This is a genomic window from Candidatus Omnitrophota bacterium, assembly GCA_013791745.1.
Classification (GTDB): domain Bacteria; phylum CG03; class CG03; order CG03; family CG03; genus CG03.
Genome location: VMTH01000073.1, coordinates 1 through 18,614, shown reverse-complemented (window position 1 = coordinate 18,614; position 18,614 = coordinate 1). Strand labels below are relative to the sequence as shown.

The window sequence follows — 18,614 nt, the reverse complement described above, 5'->3', positions numbered from 1 at the left end:
TACATGAGGCTTAACGTAAATCCCACGCGCATGGAGATGCAGCGACTGAAGAAGTCCCTTGTCCTCGCCCGCCGCGGCTGGAAAATGCTCAAGGACAAGCAGGATGAGCTGATGAGGATCTTCCTGGAAAAAAAAGATGTTTTTTTCAAACTTTACAGGAAATGCAATGAGAATATGAGGGAAATCCTGTCTCTGGCCATAGCGGGTAACGCTTTTCTTTCCGGGGAAAAAACGTCGCATCTGGCGTCGCTTTCCGGGGCCAGGCTCTTTCTTGAGGCCGGCGTGAAAAATATTTTCAATTTGAGGGTGCCGGATTTTCATGTGAAATATTCGGGTAAAGCTATAACTTACAAATCCGCCGAGAGCGTTGTTTACTGGGATAAGGCGGTGGAAAAGGCCGCCGCGCTGCTTCCGGATATTATCGCCGCAGGGGCCCTTCTTTTTGAAATACAGGCGCTTTGTATTGAGATCGCCTCAACAAGGCGGCGGGTGAATGCGCTGGAATATATAATGATACCCAATATCACCGAAACCGTTAAGTATATTAATTTCAAACTTGAGGAGATGGAAAGGGCCAACACCGTGCGTCTTATGAAAATCAAAGAAATTGTCAGGAGTCATTAGCAAGATGCCGAAGGTATATTGCTTGACTCCGCAGCAATTGCGAGCGGAGCGAGCCAATCCGTCAGGAGCCATTGATGAAAAAAACAGAATTATCATCATTATCATCATCTGAGGCGAAAGTTATCCCGACGGCGGCGCCCATCGATCCTAACCGCTTCAACGAGTTATTGAAAGTCATTGAGGGCCTTCATGAGTATAATGTTCTGACATACACGGTCAACCGTGATCAGGAACTTTATGATCTCATAGTGAAGAAAGCCACCGATATTATGAACACCCACATAGGCTCGCTGATGCTTTTTGACGATAAGGCCATGAAATTGACAATAGTGGCGGCGCGCGGCCTGCCCCAAAAAGTTATTAAAACCAGTTCTCTTAAACCGGGAGAAGGCATCGCGGGCAAAGTTTTTCAGAGCAGAAAGCCCATTTTCTGCGAAGATATTGAGGCCGACGAGCGATTCAAGAAAAAGAGCAGGGTCAAATATTCTTCTAAAAGTTTTGTGGCCGTGCCGCTCAAGGTGAAAGGCCGTGTTGTGGGTGTGCTCAATGTGAACAACAGAAAAACCCGTGAGCCTTTCACGGCGGAGGGTATGAAAATCCTGACGCTGATAGCGGATGAGGCGGCGATGACAATAGAGAACAGGCGTCTTCTGCGCAGTATAGAAAAAGCTTATATGGACACCATCGCGACGCTGGCGAAAATGCTGGATGAAAGGATGCCGTCCACAAGAGGCCATTCCAGAAGGGTAGCGGAACTATCTTCGGAGCTGGCAAAACGCATGGGCCTGCCTGAAGAGAGGCACCAGCTCATAAAACGAGCCGCGTTGATACATGATATAGGAAAAATAGGGATACAGGACAATGTACTGCTGAAGCCCCGGGCGCTCAATGCCGTTGAAAGAAAAATAATCCAGAGCCATCCGCGCATAGGCAGCGAGATCGTGGACAGGGTGGAATTTTTCAATATTTTTGTGCCGATAATAGCGTTTCATCACGAGTGGTTTAACGGTGAAGGTTATCCCATGGGCTTGTCCGGGGCTCAGATCCCCCTGGGCGCGAGGATTGTCGCGGTCTGCGACGCGTGGGACGCCATGATTTCCGAAAGAGCGTACAGGGATCCTCTGACAAAACCACAAGCGGCCGCTGAACTTACGCGCGCCAGCGGATCACAGTTCGATCCCGATGTTGTCAAAGAATTCCTGAAGATGCTCAAAAAGAAAACGCGTAAAATGCCTACCCTCTCTTTTTATGAATGAGCTGAATGTCATAGCCACACCGATAGGCAATCTCGGTGATATCACCGTTCGCGCGAGCGAGCTTCTGAAAAGATCTGACGCTATTATCTGCGAAAGTTCCGAGAAAACCAAAAAACTTCTTTTCGCTCTCGGCATAAAAGGCAAGCCGCTGATAAACTATCCATCTGACAACGAAGGCAGGATGAGTTCTGTTTTTAGGGCCGTGGAAGCCAGGGATATGTGTGTGCTGGTCTCTTCCGCCGGAACGCCCGGCGTTTCTGATCCCGGGCATCTGATCGTCAGAGAGGCGATGATGCGCGGTATCCCAGTTTTCCCTATTCCCGGGCCGCACGCGCCGGGGGCATGTTTGAGCGTTTGCCCGTTTAAGATCAAAGAATATGTTTTCGCGGGTTTTCTTCCGCGCGGTTTTTCGGCCGCCGCCGCGGTTCTTAAAAAATATTTCACGCTCGGTATTCCCGTCGTGGCTTTCGCGACAAAAAGAAATATAGAGCGTGTGGCGAGGATTTTAAAAGAATATTTTCCGCGCACTTCTGTTTTCGCGGGACGCGAGATGACAAAAAAATTTGAAGAGTACGTGCTTTTTGATGACGCGGATTCCTTCAGCGCATGGGCGTCGTCGAAAAAACTCGGCGAATTCACTCTTGTTCTGAACCCGCAGGAAGGCCTGGAAGCGGGCGAAGAAATAAAATGAAACGCAAATCAGGTTTTTTCAGGAAATTTTTCCTCGTGATGATCTTTATCAGCGTCATACCCCTGTTTTTTATGGGTCTGCGGGCTATTATAATAAACACGAAACTTTCGGGTAATGTGGAAAAAATCTCTTCGAATTCTCTTGAAACGGCGATTCTGGATAAGCAGAACCGCCTTTCGGAATGGATGGCCGGATCGATCGACGATTATTTCTCCGGTTTGCTCCGCAACGTGCCCCGGATAGCCGAAAACATATCCGCTAAGGATGTGAGCGCCGAACAGCGCAGAAGGATCATGATCACGGAGTATAACACAGGCAGAGAGTTTCTCTCCCTGGCCCTTTTGGCAAGCCCCGGAAAAGTCCGTATGAAAATACCGGATAACTGGGAATACAGAGCGGATTCTGTCGCTAAACTTGCCGGGGGTAAACCGAAATTCGCCTTTGGCGAGGTGTATTTCGTCGAGGATTCGCCCGTGATAGATTTTATATACCGCTGCCCGGGAGGGGAATATCTGTATATTGCCATCAGCCTTGAATCAATACTTGGCAAAATCAAGGGAACACCATCGCAAATAGGAGAAGATGTTTTTATCGTCTCGTCTTCCGGGCGGATAATCCTTCATCCGGATTTGGCCAAGATGGACGAAAAAAGAGATATTTCTTTTATCCCGCTGATAAGCGAATTTTTAACTTCCCGTTCGCCGCTCAGTAAGGGTGATTTCAACGGCATAAAAAACATTCCCATGATAGGTTCGATAAGCCCCGTGAGTCGCCTCGGGTGGGGCGTGGTGGTCTGGCAGACAAAAACGACCGCCTACGCGCAGGTGGGAATGGTGAAAAACGAGATCAAAACAACCAGCCGTCAGCTGATCAAACAGACCTACACGCAGATATTTGTCATATCTCTCGCGGCTTTCTGGGTAGCCTTTGCTCTGGCAAAAAGCATATCCCGCCCGATAATGGAATTGAGCGGCGGCGCGCAGCGTGTGGCTGCCAGGGATTTCAGCACGAGGGTTAAGGTTGACAGCGGTGACGAAATAGGGGCGCTGGCGGAAATATTCAACCAGATGATGGATGAGCTTCAAAAGTATGACAGGATGCAGGCCGACAAACTGGACGCCCTGGTGTACTCCATCAAAGACGGGCTGATAATGATAGATCATAAGGGGAAGATACTTATGGCCAATGAGAAGAGCAGGGCTATTCTCAATATGCTGGAATTTTCTCCCGGCGAAGATCTGGCGGCGGCCGTAAGAAGATCCGCTGATGTCTTTCCCCCTGCTGAAATCGCATCGGAAATTATTTCTGAGCTTTTGAATTCCGAAGAAGAAAATCCGAAATCAGAAATAGATATGTCGCATGAGGATATGCCGAAATTTTATGAGGTGAGCAGATATTCCGTTCTAACAAGGGATAAGATCAACCTGGGCAGTATTATAACGCTGCGCGATGTGACGCTTGAGAAAGAGCTGGCTAAAATGAAAGAAAACTTTCTGCATTCAATAACACATGACCTCAGGAGCCCGATGACTTCCATCAGGGGCTTTCTGGAACTTCTGCTGGACGGCAGCGCCGGAGAAATCAATGAGGAGCAGGAGAGTTTTCTGAAAATCATGGATGAATCCAGCGAAAAACTTCTGGGAATGATCAACAATCTTTTAGATGTGTCAAAGCTTGAGGCCGGAAAAATGGTTCTAAATCTCAAGGATGCGGATCTGTCAAAAATAGCCTCAACAATTGTTGATTTCTTCTATCCCCAGGCGAAAAGCCTTAAGATAAATCTCAGTTTCCAATGCGCCAAGGCCCCGGATAAGATCAACATTGATGAAAATCTGGTAGAAAGAGTGATAACCAATCTTGTGTCGAACGCCATGAAGTTTACGCCGCCCGGAGGTTCCGTGACAGTGGATATCGCGGACGATGCTCCCTCAGGGGGGGTTTTAACCGTGTCGGTTAAAGACACGGGTAAAGGAATTCCCGAGGGCGAGGTCAACCGTGTCTTCGAAAAATTCCATCAGGTCGCAGACACCGCTTTGAAAAAAACAGGCACGGGCCTTGGCCTGACGGTGTGCAAGTACATTGTGGAAGCGCATTTGGGCTCAATCGGCGCGAAATCCGTTTTTGGCAAAGGTTCGGAATTCAGTTTTTATATACCCAAAGATCTGATAAAAGAAAACGGCGAAGTGCGCAGGAAAAGTGAGACGCTTTAAATCTCTTAAAAAAGCGGCGTGTTTGTTAGCGGTCTTTGCCGCGAGCGGTGTGATGCCTGCGGCTGCCGCAGATGACGACAGCGAAGATAGCGGCCTTCAGATGATAAGAGTGATTCCCGGGGACACTCTCCACGCCATAGCGAAGTTGTATCTTAAAGACCCCGACAGATGGCCGGAACTCCTCAAATATAATGTGATAGCTTCGGGAGACCCCGATGTTATTCATGCGGGGGATAAGCTTCTTGTGCCGGTGAAGGAAATAAAAAAATCCATGCGGGCGGCTTTTCTTATAGAAAAAATCGAGCAGGTCAGTTTTCGCGCCCGGGGAGAGGCGCTTTTCAGGGACGCCGCGCTCAATCAGAAAATATTCTACGAAGACACACTCCGCACTTTCGCGAATTCTCACGCCAAAGTGCTTTTTCCGACAAAAGAGGTGACAAGAGTGTCTCCCAACAGCCTTGTCATTATAAAACCGAGGGAGCTGGATCAGGAAGTGAATCTTCTCAAGGGCGAAGTGTTCTTTAAAAAAACCAAGGTGCAGACGCCTTCGGCGGTTTTAACGCCGCAGGAGGAAGGGCTTTACAGGGCCGTGGTCGGCGATGACAAGAGCACCAATATAGAGGTGTTCGAGGGAAAGGTCGATGTCGCCTCACCCGACGGTAAAGGGAAAATCGAGCTGGGTAAGGGTTTTTCCTCAAACATTAAGTTCGGGGATCTTCCGATGGCGCCCGCTGAAATAACACTGCCTGACGCCGAGCGGTTAAAAGCTCTCAAAGACGACATAACGCTTCCGGCAGATTTTCAGATCAGTGTCGCCGATATCGAGACGGTAGGTGTGTTTAACCCCGAGGCCGATAATTTTGTCCAGGAGGTGACGAAGCGCGATAAGATCCGGAATAAAATAAGTGCTGTGGAGATCGCGCTGGATGAATATTTTTCGCAGATCATCCTGAAGCTGAAGCCGCTTGACGTGCAGAAGGAGATCAGCAAGCTCGCCGACGGTAAGTATTATTACCGCGTGGAATATGCCGGAGGGGATTCCGCCAGATATTCAAAAGTGAAGGGGTTTGAGCTCAACCGCGCGGCCAGAGAAATGAGCGTGATCATACTCTATCCGCCGGCTAATTTGAAAATCGATGACGAATTCATCGAGGTGCGGGGCTCCGCCAGCCGCGACATATCAAAACTTTCCATAGACACGGCGCTGGTGGACCTCGGCGACGACGGTTCGTTTTCCCAGATTGTGTATCTTCCCATGGGGCCGCATGAGATGGAGATAGTTTTTCAGGACAGACTCGGCAACACAAGGAAAATGCTGCGGCGCGTAGTGCGGGTCAAAAAACAACCAGGGTTCTTGCAGAAAATTTTTGGAGGGTCGCAGAATTGATGAAAGTAATTCTCGCTGATGAGGACATAGACAGAAGGTTCGCCGTTAAACTGCTCTGGCGAAATTACGACTGCAGTATCAGGGAGGCCAGGAATTTTGATATTCTGCTGATGCTCATAAAAGAGGATAAGCCCCACATATGTATCATCAATTATCTGCTCGCCGGCAGTAAGGGGATCAATATTTATGATATGTGCAGAAAGCTCACGGAGGAATTTGATGTCCCGGTGCTGGTGCTCCTGCCCGACAATATGACGGGAGAGCATGAAATATCCCGCGTGCGCTTTTTGTCCTCGCCCGGAGCCGTGCCCCCGCTGCCGGATGTTATGCTGGAAAAGATGAAAGAACTGGCGGGCACATATCCGGCGCTGAAAAAAAACGAGGTCGCGCCGGAACGGAAAAAGCTCAGGAAGATACTCATCGCTGACGATGAGGCCGCCATAAGGAAACTGCTCGGGGTGATGCTTAAGGCTTATGAGATAGAGGAGGCCGCCGACGGTATGGAGCTGGAAGAAAAAGCCCCCGCGTTCCGCCCGGATCTGATAATAACAGATGTCATAATGCCCGGTATCTCCGGCTGGAAAGCGGTGCGCGGCATAAGAGAGAAGGAAGGGTTTGAGGAAATCCCCGTGATATTCGCATCCGGCTATGTGAAGGATAAGGAAATATATGAAATGCACCGTCCGGAAGGGCCGACGGAATTTTTGCTTAAGCCTTTCAGCAAAGAGGGCCTTTTTAATGCGGTGAAAAAGTTTTTTGTGCTGGATTGACCCGATTTGCCCTTGTATGGCGGGGCAATAAAATAGTATAATCGCAACCGTGAGATACGGCGTCTATTTTGGGAAGACGAAAAAGAGGGCCTGTAGCTCAGTTGGTTAGAGCATCGGTCTCATAAACCGGTGGTCGAAGGTTCAAGTCCTTCCGGGCCCAAAAATATCCGTGCGGGGCGGCGCTCCCCGCCAAGGCGTCCCGCCGGCGGGTAATGACGGGCGGTTAGCTCAGCTGGTTAGAGCGTTCGGTTCACATCCGAGAGGTCATAGGTTCGAATCCTATACCGCCCAAAATTAGAGCGCACTAAAAGGTGAGCGAGCCAGGGCATATGAAAAAGGGACAGTGTTGTCCCGCGAGGAGACAATGGCCGAGATTATAGAAAAACTGATAGGGCTACAGGCAAAAGATAATGAACTGGATGCCATCACCTCACGCATAGCCGTGATCCCTAATGAAATAGATACTATTAAAAATCAGGCGGATGTTTTAAACGCCGGACTGAAAGTAAAAGAGGAAGATTACAAAAAACAGGCCGTGGCTCAGCAGGATCTTGAAAACGATATCCGCAAACTCAATGAAGAGATAAAAAAATCCCAATCCGAGCTTTACTCTGTTAAGACGAATGATCTTTATACAACGATCCTTGAGGGGATCAAAGATAAAAAAAACAAGGTCTCGGACGCGGAGACCTCTCTCCTGGAATTGATGGACAGGGTTGACGGCGCGAAAAAATCATTCACTGCTCTGAAAGAGGATGCTGCCAGGCAAACAGACGATATGAATTCCCGGGGCCTCGCGCTGAACGCTGAAAAAGACGCCTTGTCCGCGGAATTCGGCACTAAAAAAGTTGCGCGGGATGAAAGTGCCTCAAACATGAAATCCGACGGGACTATCGCAAAGGCTCTTGAGCAATACGAGAGGATAAGAAAATCAAAAGGCGGAGTTGCCGTTGTGAAAGTTAAAGACGGCAACTCCTGCGGCGGCTGCAACATAGCTTTGACAAGGCAGCAGATTATAGAAGTCGCATCATCCGATATTGTGGTCTGTGAGAATTGCGGCCGCATGTTGTGCGCGTGAGCAAAACATTGCGCCCGGGAAATCCGGCATGGTGAAAGATGAGGAAATTTTCGCGTTTCTCGCCGAAAAACAGAGCTTCGCTAAACTTTATCAAAAATATAAAACATTAAAACCGTCCCGTGTGAAGAATATGCTCATCGCCGCTTCAAAAAAAATATCATCCGGAGGCCAGTCGCTCGGCGCGACCGGCGTCGTTGAATGTTTCGTGGACGGCGCCGCTGCGCCCAACCCCGGCCCGGCGGGCGCGGGGGCCGTCTTGAGCAGGGATTCCAGGGTCATAGCCGAAGTATCCCGATACCTGGGAATAAAAACAAACAATCAGGCGGAGTATTCCGCGCTCATTCTCGCGCTGGATGAGGCGGCGAAAATAAAAGAGGACTTCTCTTCCCTGCGCGTTTATTCCGATTCACTTCTTATGGTGAATCAGATCAATGGTTTGTGGAGAGTGAAGGACGCCGAAATAGCGGCTCTGCTTTTCCAGGTCAAAAATAAAATAGAAATAATCAAGTCGAAAAAAAACGCTTCGTTGTCGTTCACTCACATCGCGCGCTCAAAAAACAAGACGGCGGACGCTCTTTCCGTTCTTGCAATCAAGAGCAAGAACTGATACAATAACTCTCATGCCTGTTCATCAGGGACGGGCATATACCCGGGGGTAAATTACAGGGTTTTTAAGGTGCGCCCGGTTTTTTGCATGATTTTTTGAAGTTTCGAAAAGGCAGGGACAAATCCGCCTTCAGGAGGAGAAATGATAAGACTGGGAAGGAATTTTACGAATTTGTTCATTGTGGATGTTTTACCGGAGGAAACGCGGAACAAAATATTCAGCGGTGAGATCGATATGTTTTCCATGAACGCGCTGGGGCTTGTTGAGTTCAAAAAGAATGTGCTCAGACAGCTGGATATGGCTAAAGCTCAGGGCCTGAATCATATTGAGCTGGACGCGGATATGCCTAATCCCTATGCCGGTTTCACAAAAGAAGAGCGCTCCGCCATCCGCAAAAAGGCGGAAGACAATGATATAACCCTCTCCGTCCATCTGTCTTATTCGGGGATAGGCAGCGGCGTGGCCTGCATACAGAAGGAAGACAGGCAGAAAGCGGTTGAACTGCAGAAACTGTACATAGATTTCGCGAAGGATATAGGAGCGAAACACGTTAACATGCATCCGGGGACAGCGCCTTTTTATATGAGCAGCCCCATCTGGCTGGAGAAGATAGAAGCCGCGCTCATAGAAAGCGTTCTTGAACTGGCCGAATACGGCGGAGATATCAATTTTCATATTGAGAATAATGTATCGTTTGATACTTTATATGTAGAACCTGAAGACGGTATCAGGCTTGTTCAGAAATGCCGTAAAAAAGGAGCCGAGGTGTATTATAACCTGGACATAGGGCACTGGTTCACACGCGCTCTTGCTCCCGGAGGGAAGGCCAAGCCCGTTCCCGAACACCCCGAACAGATTATGAAGACCATACCCAAAGAACTGGTGAAGGAACTTCATCTCAATGATTTCGTTCCCAAAACTTTTACCTTTCATCCGCCCCTGCATCTGACCGAAGGGCCTCTCCAGAAAGCAAATCTCATAGAATACGGAAAAATAGTTAAGACACTCGAGCCGGAAGTGATTATTCTTGAAACCGCATCCAAGGTAAAAGAGTATCTGGTTCAGAGGAATGAGCTTGTGAAAGAAGAATTGGAATATGTTAAGGAATGCCTGGCCTTATGAAGAAAGATTATATATTCCTTCTTGGGCGGCCGGGATGCGGAAAGTCCTTTGTGTATGAGACGATAATAAAGAAGCTCAAGGAAACGGAGAAAATCGAAAAAGTCGAAAGGGTGGACGATTTTCCCATCCTCAAAGAGCTTCTGGATAAAGACACGGAATTCAAGAGACATCTGAGAAAAGAGGGCGGTTTTGAGGTGACGGATTTCACCATTGTCGATGAGGTGCTCAGCATCATAGACAGCCGGCTTGAGGGCGTTAAATCAAAAAACGACCTTGTTTTTATAGAATTTGCCAGGGCCGACTACATTTCGGCGTTGAAAAATTTCAGCCTGGACACTTTCGCCCGGTCGATGATCGTGTATATTTATTGTCCCTACGAAGTGTGCCTGGCGCGGAACAGAAAAAGATTCGAGCAGCAGAAGAACAACGCTCTTGACGACCATATTGTGCCGACGGATCTCATGGAAAGCTACTATAAAAATGATGACATAGAAAAGTTGTTTCTCTCGAACCGTACTGAACTTGACAATGCTATGCCCGGAGATTTTTTTGTGATAGACAACGCATCAGAGGGCCTTGAAGCGCTGGTAGGGCAGTTTGACGCACTGATAAAGGAGTTAAAATGAATTACGCGGAATTTATAAAGGCGGAAGCAGGATCTTTGAATTTTGATAAAGTCTCAGCAAGGATAGAAGCGGCGCGCGGAAAAAAGGCTCTTATCTACTGTCATGATGATCCGGACGGCATCACTTCGGGAATAATACTCAGGCGTTTGCTCGAAAAAAAGGGCATCGCTGTAACAGTGAAGGTGCCAACGACCATGGAACTTGAGGAATCCCGCTTAAAGAAAGATATTGACAGCCACAGCCCTGATATAATATTTGTCGCCGACAAGGCCACCATGGGTTATTATGACGATTACGCCGATATACATGAAAATATAATCATACTGGACCATCACCCTCTTCTGGGCGAAGAACTTAAAAGGGTCATGGTTGTCAATCCGGTGCTCGGCTCATATAAAAGATGCTCGGGGAGTTTGGTCGCCCACATGCTCGCTTCTTTTTGCGGTGAGGTTGATCCCGGCGATGACATCGCGGCGCTGATAGGCCTTAAAGGCGATTGGGCCATTGAGCCGGCCACTGACGATATATCGGATTATGTGAAGCCGTTTTACGATGGTATCAAAGAAAAATACGCGTGGCTGCTCAATAAGATAGAAGCGCGCCCCACAATGTTCGAGGTGCGTCAGCGGGCAAAAACCACGCTCCTGAATCAGGCCGCGGAGATAATATTCGCGCTCGGCGGCGGCGGCTTTCAGTATTTTTACAATGACAGAGATAAGGGCCTTGCCGATATAACAAGCGGGGAGTTCGCCTTTGATAATCTTGAGGAATGGCTGAAGAATCCTTTGACATTTTCAGCGGAGGATGATTTTATAGGAGCTCTTTCCGATTCCGTCAGGGCGAAAAAAATATTTGATTATTATCTTTCCGACTGGGAAGCAACGGCTTCTCTCATGCACAAGGCGGATCTTGTGAAAACAGCGCAAGGTACGGATATTTATCTGTTCAAGGGCGAAAAAGTGAAACTCATGCCGATGGCGGGAAGTGTGGTCCTTTATGAACTTCCTTCGGAGAATGAGGATGTTATGTTCATAATGTTCTCGGACATGGGTGAAAAGGGCGTGCATTTTTCCTTCCGTTCCAAAAACGGCAAATTGCACTGCGGTAATTTCGCGCACGGCCTTGCCGTGGCCTTGCAGGAAAAAATCGGAAAAGAATACGCTTCCGGCGGCGGCCATCCTTTCGCGGCGGAATGCAGGACAAAGAAAAAAGCGCCGATCCGGGAAATTATGGGTCTTTTCGAGGAAAAGCTTTCGGCTTTATAACGGGGGTAACGATGAAAAAAGTGAAAATAGCGGTAATAGGCGGCAGCGGCCTTTATGATCTTGAGGGCCTTAAAAATGTGGAGGAGGTCGTTGTATCCACTCCTTACGGCAAGCCGTCCGACAGTATAATCTGCGGCGAACTTGAGGGCGTCGGCGTGGCTTTTCTTCCCCGCCACGGCCGCGGCCACAGGATCCTGCCGAGCGAGGTGAATTCGCGGGCAAACATATACGCGCTGAAATCCATAGGTGTTGAAAGGATAATATCCGTCAGCGCCTGCGGTTCCCTGAAGGAAGAAAATCATCCCACGGACATAGTTGTTCCGTCCCAGATCTTTGATAACACGAAGCAGAGAGGCCGTTCCACTTTTTTCGGTGAGGGTGTTGTGGCGCATGTGCCGCTGGCGGAGCCTTTCTGCGGAGAACTTTCGGATATTTTGTATAAAACCGTGGAAGAAACGGGAGCCCGCGCGCACAAGGGCGGTACCTTTGTCACTATAGAAGGCCCGCGTTTTTCCACAAAGGCCGAATCCATGTTTTACCGGTCTTTGGGCGCGGATATCGTGGGCATGACGGCGATGCCTGAGGCTTTCCTCGCCCGCGAGGCGGAGATCTGCTATGCCACCATGGCGCACGTGACGGATTATGACGTCTGGAAAGAAGGCGAAGAGGTGAACACCGAAAAAGTCATATCCAATTTTAATAAAAATATAGCTAAGGCAAAACAGATACTCAAAAATATCATTCCGCGCCTGTCGTCGGAGCGTTCGTGTCTGTGCCGCGACGCGCTCAGGGGAGCGGTGATGACGGATAAAAAATATATAAACCCCGCCATGAGAAAGAAACTCGGGGTCATAATGGATAAATACATGCCGGAGGATAAATGAAAGAAAACATCATTGTTGTGGGATCGGTCGCGCTTGATTCTATAACCACGCCCTTTGGTAAAATAGACAGGGGCGTCGGCGGTTCATCGGTGTATTCGTCGCTTGCGGCGTCTTTTTTCTCGCCTGTCGCCATCATAGGCGTTGTCGGCGCGGATTTTCCGGAAGATTTTCTCAAAAAGATGAATAAAAAAGGGATCAATACCGACGGAATAAAAAGAGAGCCGGGCAAAACTTTTTTCTGGAGAGGTAAATATTCATGGGATCTCTCAACGGCCATAAGCCTGGATACCCAGTTAAACGTTTTTGAGAAGTTTGACCCGTCGGTGCCGGAGGCTTTGCGCGGATCAAAGCATTTGTTTCTGGCCAACATAGACCCCGTGCTGCAGAAAAAAGTTTTGAAGCAGATGAAATTCCCTAAATCAGGAGGGTACAAGGCGCTTGACACGATGAATTTCTGGATAGAAAGTAAAAAAAAGCACATAGGCGCCCTTTTGCCGGGCCTCGACGCTATTCTTATCAATGAGGCCGAGATAAGACAGTACACCGGCGAGCACAACATAATCAAAGCGGCTAGGCAATTGCTGAAAAAGGGCGTGAAGACGGTCGTTGTAAAAAAAGGCGAATATGGTGTCGGATGTTTCAGTAAAAAGGGGATGTTTTTTCTTCCGGCCTATCCGCTCGAGGATGCTGTTGATCCCACCGGCGCCGGCGACAGTTTCGCTGGAGCGTTTATGGGTTATCTGGCCTCATCCGGGAAAATCACATGGAGCAGTATAAAGAAAGCCGCCGCATACGGCACGGTTATCTCGTCCTTTACGGTTTCCGGATTCGGCGTCAAAGGGCTTATGGATCTTAAAAAGAGCGAAGTGGATAAAAGATACAGGGAATTCGTTAAATTGGTGCATTTTGAGGAAGTTAAGATAATAGGAGGATAGATGAGGTTAGGCAGAAATTTTACAAACATGCTGGAGACAACTTTTTTGACCGATGAGGAAAAAAAAGACTTAAAATCGGGCAAGCTCACGGTGCCGGACATGGACGCCACGGTGCAGATAAAAGCCAAGAAGGACATCCGGGGGCAGATAGATGTTATCAAGCAAATAGGATTGAATCACATTGAGCTCGACGGCGGTGTGCCGAATCCGTTCCTTGCCCTGGCTGATGGTGAAATAGCGGGAATAAAAAAATACGCCGAAGAGCAGGGGGTGTCTATTTCGGTGCATCTGCCATACACTTTTGTCGCGCAGAGTGTTGTTACATTCCAGGAGGAAGATCGTATAGCTGCCTGTGCACTGATGAAAAGGTACATAGATTTTGCGAAGAATATAGGCGCTAAACTTGTTAATATGCATCCGGGAAGTGTGCCTTTTTATCAGGCGACAGGTAAGTATCTCGATCTTGCTAATGAGAGCCTCAGGAAAAGCACAATAGAACTGGCGGAATACTGCAAAACAAAGGATCTCTTGATGCACGTTGAAAATAATACCGCTTTTGACACCATCGGTGTTGAACAGAATGATATGCTGGCTTTGATGAAAGATGTAAGAGCCGGGGGACTTGATGTAAAATATTGTTTTGATATAGGGCATTGGTTTACAAGAGCTCTTCCTATGTTCGGAGGAAAAGCCCTGGCGGACCCTGTAGAAAGTATCATAGAAACAATTCCGGCTGATATGCTTTATGAAGTACATCTTAATGATTTCTGGATCAATCCTGACCCCAAGGGGTCTCCGCCATTCAAGTTTCATCCTCCGCTGCACAGGGAGCAGGGCTTTTTGAAAAGAAAGAATCTGGAGAATATGAATAAACTCTTCAAGGAAAAGGGAGTGGAGATAGTGGTGGTAGAGACAGCGGTGCGTGACATGAACGATCTTCTTAACGGGATAGATGTCCTCAAGGAAGAGTCGGCGTACCTGGCGGAGATTTTTGTATGAAAAATATATTTTTACTTGGAAGGCCGGGATGCGGCAAGAGCATCGTTTACAGGACTATAACGGATATACTGAAGAAAAACGGCAGGGCTGTTAATTTTGAGAGGATAGACGATTTTCCCATACTCATGGGACTTCACGACGGCGATGTCGCCTCCGGCAGGACAGACAGATTCATGCCCACCGATGACGGCGGTTTTAAGATCATGGATCCGGGCATATGGGACGAGATGCTCGTGGGCCTCAATAAGAAAGCTCTCGGCTATAAAGAAAAAGAAGGCGTGCTGGCGATAGAGTTTTCACGGCCTGACAACGCCCGCTCTCTTGCTATTTTTTCGGATGAAATACTGAAAAACGCTGCGGCGCTGTACATAGACGCTTCTTTTGAAACCTGCGTTTCCCGTAACGAAGAGAGGACCAAAAGGGCGGCAGAAGAGGGCATTGACGCGCATTTTGTATCCAGAAAAGAGATGGAAGAGACATACCTGAATGATGACGGGGACACGCTCCCGTCGAAGGCGCCCGTGAAGGTCATAGTTATCAAAAACGATGGGGGGGTCACGCCGGAAGATATTGAAAAACAGCTTCTTTCGGTTGTGGACGAATTCTGAAGATGAAGGTTTCCGGCGAAGCTCTGAGAAAATTGCCGAAGGTTGATCTGCACTGTCACCTTGACGGGTCGATAAGGCCGCAGACGATATTTGACATAATGAAGGCCGCGGGCTGTAAACTTCCGTGCCCGGATCCCGCGGGTATAGCCGGATTCGTGCAGGTCGATTCAACATGCCGTTCTCTGACGGATTTTCTCAACAAATTCGAATTTTTCTATCCCTACCTGAGGACTCCTGAATCAATGGAGAGAATAGCGTATGAGCTCTGTGAAGACGCGGCAAAAGAAAATATCCGTTATATGGAGATCCGCTTCGCGCCCTGCCTGCAGGCTTCCGAGAAAGTGACGCAGGAAGACATCCTTCTGAGCGTTCTTGCGGGTTTGACGAAAGGGCAGAGGGATTTTGATATAAAAACAGGAGCTATTCTCTGCGCATACCGCGGCACGCCCGTCGAGGATTGGGAAAAGACTTATGCTCTCGCAGAAAAATATACGGGACAGGGTGTGTGCGGCCTGGATCTTGCCGGAGATGAGAGCCGTTTTCCCGGGGCCCCGTTCGCGCTTATTTTTGACCGCGCGAAAAACGCGGGGATACCTGTCACAATTCATGCGGGCGAAGCCGCCGGATGGGAATCAGTCAAAGAAGCGGTTGATGTGCTCCATGCATCCCGCATAGGGCACGGTGTGAGAATAGCCGAGAACGAAGTGTTCGCGGAACGCGTCAAGAATGCCGGAATTGTCCTCGAGGTCTGCGTCACAAGCAATGTGCACACTGGGGTGTGCGCGGATTATAAAAGCCATCCCCTCCCCGATTTTTACAGAAAGGGCATCAGAACCACAATCAACACGGATGACAGGGGCGTGTCAAATATAGACCTCACGCATGAATGGAATATTGTCCAGACAAAGTGCGGCCTCGAAATAGACGATGTGCTGGATATGAATATTCTCGCGATTGACGCGGCATTTTGCGAAGCCTCCGAGAAAAAAATATTAAAAGACAGGATACAAACAGAAACCCGGAAAATAATGTCCGGTTTATCCGGATGAGCGGCAGGATGAAACCTGTTCAGGAGGTTTTATGAAATGCTCTGTTGACAGGATTGAGGAAGGGATAGCGGTCATCCTTGTCCGCGGCGGCGGAAGGATGGAAATCCCGGCGAAGAAATTTCCGTTTAAGATACAAGAAGGCGATTTTTTTGATGTTGCCTTCACCCCCGACATCAAAGAAAAAGACCGCGTGAAAAAAAATATCTCGGATATAAGAAAAAGACTTCTGAAAAGATCCCGTAAACAATGATATTCGCCCGCGCCCGCTTTGCCGCGGCGCTGTTTGTTCTGTCTTCCTGCGCGCCGCGTGCCTATATATGCCGCCCGGCGTCAAACAGGGATTATCTCCCGCGGCTTAAGGAAATCATAAAAGGCGCCAAAGAAAAGCTTTATATAAGCCAGCTTTATTTCCATATGGATGAAACCACGCGCCCGCTGGTTTTCCTTTTGAACGAGGCCGTTGACCGGGGCGTTGATGTGAGATGTATTCTTGAAGATTCCGTCTCGTATAATGCCGAGGCTCTGCCGCTGCTCAAAAGGATAGGCGTCGACGCCAGGCCTGACAGCGGGGATGTTTTCTCTCACTCCAAATTCGTGGTGGCCGACGGAGAAAAAGTCATTATGGGCTCCACTAATCTGAGTTCCACCTCCATCGACAGGAATAACGAGACCAATGTTTTTATCAAAGATAAGAAGTTGGGGCAGTGGTTTGAGGAATATTTTATGGCCATGTGGAACGGGGATGCGTCTCCGGGCAGCATTACTTCCGGCTCCGTGACGACGGTGGAAACGTCATTCGCCGACGAGGCTCTCATCGGGATGTTTGAGAGCGCTAAGGAAAGAATAGCTCTGCTCATATACGGCATTAAGATTTATCCCGGCGAAACGGAGAACCCTGTTATGAAAGTATTGGATGCTCTTTTTGCCGCCGCTGACAGAGGCGTAAAGACAGAGGCTGTGATGGAGAAAAGCGATTATAATGACACGCTCAACAAGATGACTGACGAGGCGGCGGAATATTTCAGAACTCGCGGTGTGGATGTGTTGTTTGACAACGAAAAAATAATCACTCACGCGAAGCTTGCCGTCGCCGACGACAGCGTTATGATAGGCTCTTCCAACTGGGGCTACGGCGGTTTTGAGCTTTACCGTGAGGCCAATATCGTTATAAAAGACGAGGCTCTCGCAAAATATTTTTACATGTATTTTCTCATGGTAAAAGAGCAGGGCTCCGCAAAATAGATTTAGAGGGTTTACTGTTGCCGGATTTTTTATATAATAGTCGCTACGGTAAACGTTATGGCGCCCCCCGTGCCGGCCGCGATGAATAAAGCGGCGACCTGAGCCCGAAGGGCGAAGGAAAGGCCCTGGCGCGAGATTTGAGCGCCCCGGTAGCTCAACTGGATAGAGCGTGTGGCTTCGAACCACAAGGCTAGGAGTTCGAGTCTTCTCCGGGGCAAAGAAAAAAATACAGGGTCGTTAGCTCAGCTGGTAGAGCAGGGGCCTCTTAAGCCCAAGGTCATAGGTTCGATCCCTATACGACCCATTTTTAATGTAGTACGCGAGCCAATCCGCCTGTGGCGGACGATGCGCGAGCTTGCAGGAGTTACAGAGTCAGATCTTTTAGGGGCAGTAGTTCAGTTGGGAGAACGCCACGTTCGCAACGTGGAGGTCGCGGGTTCAACTCCCGCCTGCTCCAATAAACCTATCCCGGCCGTTGCCGGGATAGGTTTATTGTAATAATTCAAGAAGTCCGATGGGAATACGCGTACATCGCCGTCATAAAAAAAGCTCGGTCATATGAAAAATATGTTTTCGCTTTTTGATCAGAACCAGCACTCGTTTTTCCCGGCCAGGTTAATCATTCTTAAATCAAGAATGGGGTAATCCTGCACAGTTTCTATGAATGTTCTTCAGGTTTTATGTTTTTTTGTTGTTTTCGCTGTCTTTTTTCGTCGTTCTTTTTTTTCTTTAACTGTTCTTTGAGATATTTTTGATATCCGTAATTAGGTTTCAATTTTGTTATGAAATCTTTTTAACGTGAACTGCCTTTAAACCTCTCTCGCCGTCTTCAGAATCGAATTCCACTTTGTCTCCATCCTGCAGTGTGCCGGATTCGATGTCATTTTTGTGGACAAAGAGATCCTTGCTCTTGTCGTCCGGTTCGATAAAACCGAAATTCTTTCGTTCATTGTAAAACTTAACTGTACCTTTCATAATCATAGCCTCCTAAATTGGCTCTACATTGAAAAAAACTACAAAGCGCTTTTTTCATCAATTGGAACAATGATACAATATTTACAGCTTATGTCAAATGATGCTCGATAATGGGGACGGTTGTCCTATTATGGTAATAGCGGCAAGTTCCACCAGTAGTGAGCATATTGAGCTGTTATGGTCAGAAGCGCGCCGTCTCCAGCCTTCTTTAGCTGCCATAAACCTGCTCATGATAAAAAGGCAGCGCTAGTATTAACGAGTTCAAATTATACAAATTCCATTACAT

19 protein-coding genes and 5 tRNA genes are annotated in these 18,614 nt (G+C 48.3%); 23 read left to right on the top strand and 1 reads right to left on the bottom strand.

Annotated features, from left to right (window positions below):
• Positions 1-3 precede the first annotated feature (3 nt).
• From FP827_03370 to FP827_03260, 23 genes are all read left to right on the top strand, one after another.
• The gene (locus FP827_03370) at positions 4-624 is read left to right on the top strand and encodes a V-type ATP synthase subunit D (protein MBA3052114.1); all 621 of its coding nucleotides are present in this window, start codon (positions 4-6) and stop codon (positions 622-624) included.
• Positions 625-698: 74 nt separating this feature from the next.
• Entirely contained in the window at positions 699-1,880 is a 1,182-nt protein-coding gene (locus FP827_03365; protein ID MBA3052113.1) for an HD domain-containing protein, read from the top strand.
• Entirely contained in the window at positions 1,873-2,571 is a 699-nt protein-coding gene (locus tag FP827_03360; protein MBA3052112.1) for an rRNA (cytidine-2'-O-)-methyltransferase, read from the top strand. The genes FP827_03365 and FP827_03360 overlap by 8 nt, the downstream gene beginning before the upstream one ends.
• On the top strand, positions 2,487-4,781 hold the full coding sequence (locus FP827_03355; GenBank protein MBA3052111.1) for a HAMP domain-containing protein: 2,295 nt from the start codon (positions 2,487-2,489) through the stop codon (positions 4,779-4,781). Before FP827_03360 ends, FP827_03355 begins: the two co-directional genes overlap by 85 nt.
• The gene (locus tag FP827_03350; protein MBA3052110.1) at positions 4,768-6,168 is read left to right on the top strand and encodes a LysM peptidoglycan-binding domain-containing protein; all 1,401 of its coding nucleotides are present in this window, start codon (positions 4,768-4,770) and stop codon (positions 6,166-6,168) included. Before FP827_03355 ends, FP827_03350 begins: the two co-directional genes overlap by 14 nt.
• Positions 6,168-6,938 carry a response regulator gene (locus tag FP827_03345; GenBank protein MBA3052109.1) on the top strand — a complete coding sequence of 257 codons (771 nt, stop codon included), beginning with the start codon at positions 6,168-6,170 and terminating at the stop codon, positions 6,936-6,938. The genes FP827_03350 and FP827_03345 overlap by 1 nt, the downstream gene beginning before the upstream one ends.
• An 86-nt stretch (positions 6,939-7,024) precedes the next feature.
• Positions 7,025-7,098, top strand: a tRNA-Met gene (locus FP827_03340).
• Positions 7,099-7,155: 57 nt separating this feature from the next.
• Positions 7,156-7,229: transfer RNA gene (locus tag FP827_03335), tRNA-Val, on the top strand.
• A 73-nt stretch (positions 7,230-7,302) separates the two neighbouring features.
• On the top strand, positions 7,303-8,016 hold the full coding sequence (locus tag FP827_03330; protein MBA3052108.1) for a hypothetical protein: 714 nt from the start codon (positions 7,303-7,305) through the stop codon (positions 8,014-8,016).
• A 28-nt stretch (positions 8,017-8,044) separates the two neighbouring features.
• Complete coding sequence (locus tag FP827_03325; protein MBA3052107.1) at positions 8,045-8,623, top strand: ribonuclease HI family protein; 579 nt, start codon at positions 8,045-8,047, stop codon at positions 8,621-8,623.
• A gap of 141 nt (positions 8,624-8,764) precedes the next feature.
• Complete coding sequence (locus tag FP827_03320) at positions 8,765-9,745, top strand: sugar phosphate isomerase/epimerase (GenBank protein MBA3052106.1); 981 nt, start codon at positions 8,765-8,767, stop codon at positions 9,743-9,745.
• Positions 9,742-10,371 carry a hypothetical protein gene (locus tag FP827_03315; GenBank protein ID MBA3052105.1) on the top strand — a complete coding sequence of 210 codons (630 nt, stop codon included), beginning with the start codon at positions 9,742-9,744 and terminating at the stop codon, positions 10,369-10,371. The genes FP827_03320 and FP827_03315 overlap by 4 nt, the downstream gene beginning before the upstream one ends.
• Entirely contained in the window at positions 10,368-11,636 is a 1,269-nt protein-coding gene (locus FP827_03310; protein MBA3052104.1) for a DHH family phosphoesterase, read from the top strand. Before FP827_03315 ends, FP827_03310 begins: the two co-directional genes overlap by 4 nt.
• An 11-nt stretch (positions 11,637-11,647) precedes the next feature.
• Positions 11,648-12,520: an S-methyl-5'-thioadenosine phosphorylase gene (gene mtnP, locus FP827_03305; GenBank protein MBA3052103.1), complete on the top strand. Its 873-nt coding sequence runs from the start codon at positions 11,648-11,650 to the stop codon at positions 12,518-12,520.
• Positions 12,517-13,455: a sugar kinase gene (locus FP827_03300; protein MBA3052102.1), complete on the top strand. Its 939-nt coding sequence runs from the start codon at positions 12,517-12,519 to the stop codon at positions 13,453-13,455. The genes mtnP and FP827_03300 overlap by 4 nt, the downstream gene beginning before the upstream one ends.
• A complete protein-coding gene (locus FP827_03295) occupies positions 13,456-14,454 on the top strand; it encodes a sugar phosphate isomerase/epimerase (GenBank protein MBA3052101.1) in 999 nt (332 codons plus the stop codon).
• Positions 14,451-15,062: a hypothetical protein gene (locus FP827_03290; protein ID MBA3052100.1), complete on the top strand. Its 612-nt coding sequence runs from the start codon at positions 14,451-14,453 to the stop codon at positions 15,060-15,062. The genes FP827_03295 and FP827_03290 overlap by 4 nt, the downstream gene beginning before the upstream one ends.
• 2 nt (positions 15,063-15,064) lie before the next feature.
• Positions 15,065-16,111 carry an adenosine deaminase gene (add, locus tag FP827_03285; GenBank protein ID MBA3052099.1) on the top strand — a complete coding sequence of 349 codons (1,047 nt, stop codon included), beginning with the start codon at positions 15,065-15,067 and terminating at the stop codon, positions 16,109-16,111.
• A gap of 31 nt (positions 16,112-16,142) precedes the next feature.
• On the top strand, positions 16,143-16,361 hold the full coding sequence (locus FP827_03280) for a DUF3006 domain-containing protein (GenBank protein MBA3052098.1): 219 nt from the start codon (positions 16,143-16,145) through the stop codon (positions 16,359-16,361).
• Positions 16,358-17,353, top strand: coding sequence for a phosphatidylserine/phosphatidylglycerophosphate/cardiolipin synthase family protein (locus tag FP827_03275; protein MBA3052097.1), 996 nt, complete (start codon positions 16,358-16,360; stop codon positions 17,351-17,353). The genes FP827_03280 and FP827_03275 overlap by 4 nt, the downstream gene beginning before the upstream one ends.
• Positions 17,354-17,496: 143 nt before the next feature.
• A tRNA-Arg gene (locus FP827_03270) sits at positions 17,497-17,570 on the top strand.
• A 14-nt stretch (positions 17,571-17,584) separates the two neighbouring features.
• Positions 17,585-17,657, top strand: a tRNA-Lys gene (locus tag FP827_03265).
• An 80-nt stretch (positions 17,658-17,737) separates the two neighbouring features.
• Positions 17,738-17,810, top strand: a tRNA-Ala gene (locus tag FP827_03260).
• Positions 17,811-18,133: 323 nt separating this feature from the next.
• Here the strand turns inward: FP827_03260 and FP827_03255 are convergent.
• Complete coding sequence (locus FP827_03255) at positions 18,134-18,331, bottom strand: cold-shock protein (protein ID MBA3052096.1); 198 nt, start codon at positions 18,329-18,331, stop codon at positions 18,134-18,136.
• Between the last annotated feature and the right edge of the window lie 283 nt (positions 18,332-18,614).

Bases quoted from the DNA above. Each gene is read 5' to 3' on its own strand.
- FP827_03320 (MBA3052106.1), top strand. From the start codon at position 8,765: ATGATAAGACTGGGAAGGAATTTTACGAATTTGTTCATTGTGGATGTT.
- FP827_03370 (MBA3052114.1), top strand. From the start codon at position 4: ATGAGGCTTAACGTAAATCCCACGCGCATGGAGATGCAGCGACTGAAG.
- FP827_03325 (MBA3052107.1), top strand. From the start codon at position 8,045: ATGGTGAAAGATGAGGAAATTTTCGCGTTTCTCGCCGAAAAACAGAGC.
- FP827_03295 (MBA3052101.1), top strand. From the start codon at position 13,456: ATGAGGTTAGGCAGAAATTTTACAAACATGCTGGAGACAACTTTTTTG.
- FP827_03360 (MBA3052112.1), top strand. From the start codon at position 1,873: ATGAATGAGCTGAATGTCATAGCCACACCGATAGGCAATCTCGGTGAT.
- FP827_03365 (MBA3052113.1), top strand. From the start codon at position 699: ATGAAAAAAACAGAATTATCATCATTATCATCATCTGAGGCGAAAGTT.
- FP827_03315 (MBA3052105.1), top strand. From the start codon at position 9,742: ATGAAGAAAGATTATATATTCCTTCTTGGGCGGCCGGGATGCGGAAAG.
- FP827_03355 (MBA3052111.1), top strand. From the start codon at position 2,487: ATGGGCGTCGTCGAAAAAACTCGGCGAATTCACTCTTGTTCTGAACCC.
- add (MBA3052099.1), top strand. From the start codon at position 15,065: ATGAAGGTTTCCGGCGAAGCTCTGAGAAAATTGCCGAAGGTTGATCTG.
- FP827_03300 (MBA3052102.1), top strand. From the start codon at position 12,517: ATGAAAGAAAACATCATTGTTGTGGGATCGGTCGCGCTTGATTCTATA.
- mtnP (MBA3052103.1), top strand. From the start codon at position 11,648: ATGAAAAAAGTGAAAATAGCGGTAATAGGCGGCAGCGGCCTTTATGAT.
- FP827_03345 (MBA3052109.1), top strand. From the start codon at position 6,168: ATGAAAGTAATTCTCGCTGATGAGGACATAGACAGAAGGTTCGCCGTT.
- FP827_03290 (MBA3052100.1), top strand. From the start codon at position 14,451: ATGAAAAATATATTTTTACTTGGAAGGCCGGGATGCGGCAAGAGCATC.
- FP827_03280 (MBA3052098.1), top strand. From the start codon at position 16,143: ATGAAATGCTCTGTTGACAGGATTGAGGAAGGGATAGCGGTCATCCTT.
- FP827_03330 (MBA3052108.1), top strand. From the start codon at position 7,303: ATGGCCGAGATTATAGAAAAACTGATAGGGCTACAGGCAAAAGATAAT.
- FP827_03310 (MBA3052104.1), top strand. From the start codon at position 10,368: ATGAATTACGCGGAATTTATAAAGGCGGAAGCAGGATCTTTGAATTTT.
- FP827_03275 (MBA3052097.1), top strand. From the start codon at position 16,358: ATGATATTCGCCCGCGCCCGCTTTGCCGCGGCGCTGTTTGTTCTGTCT.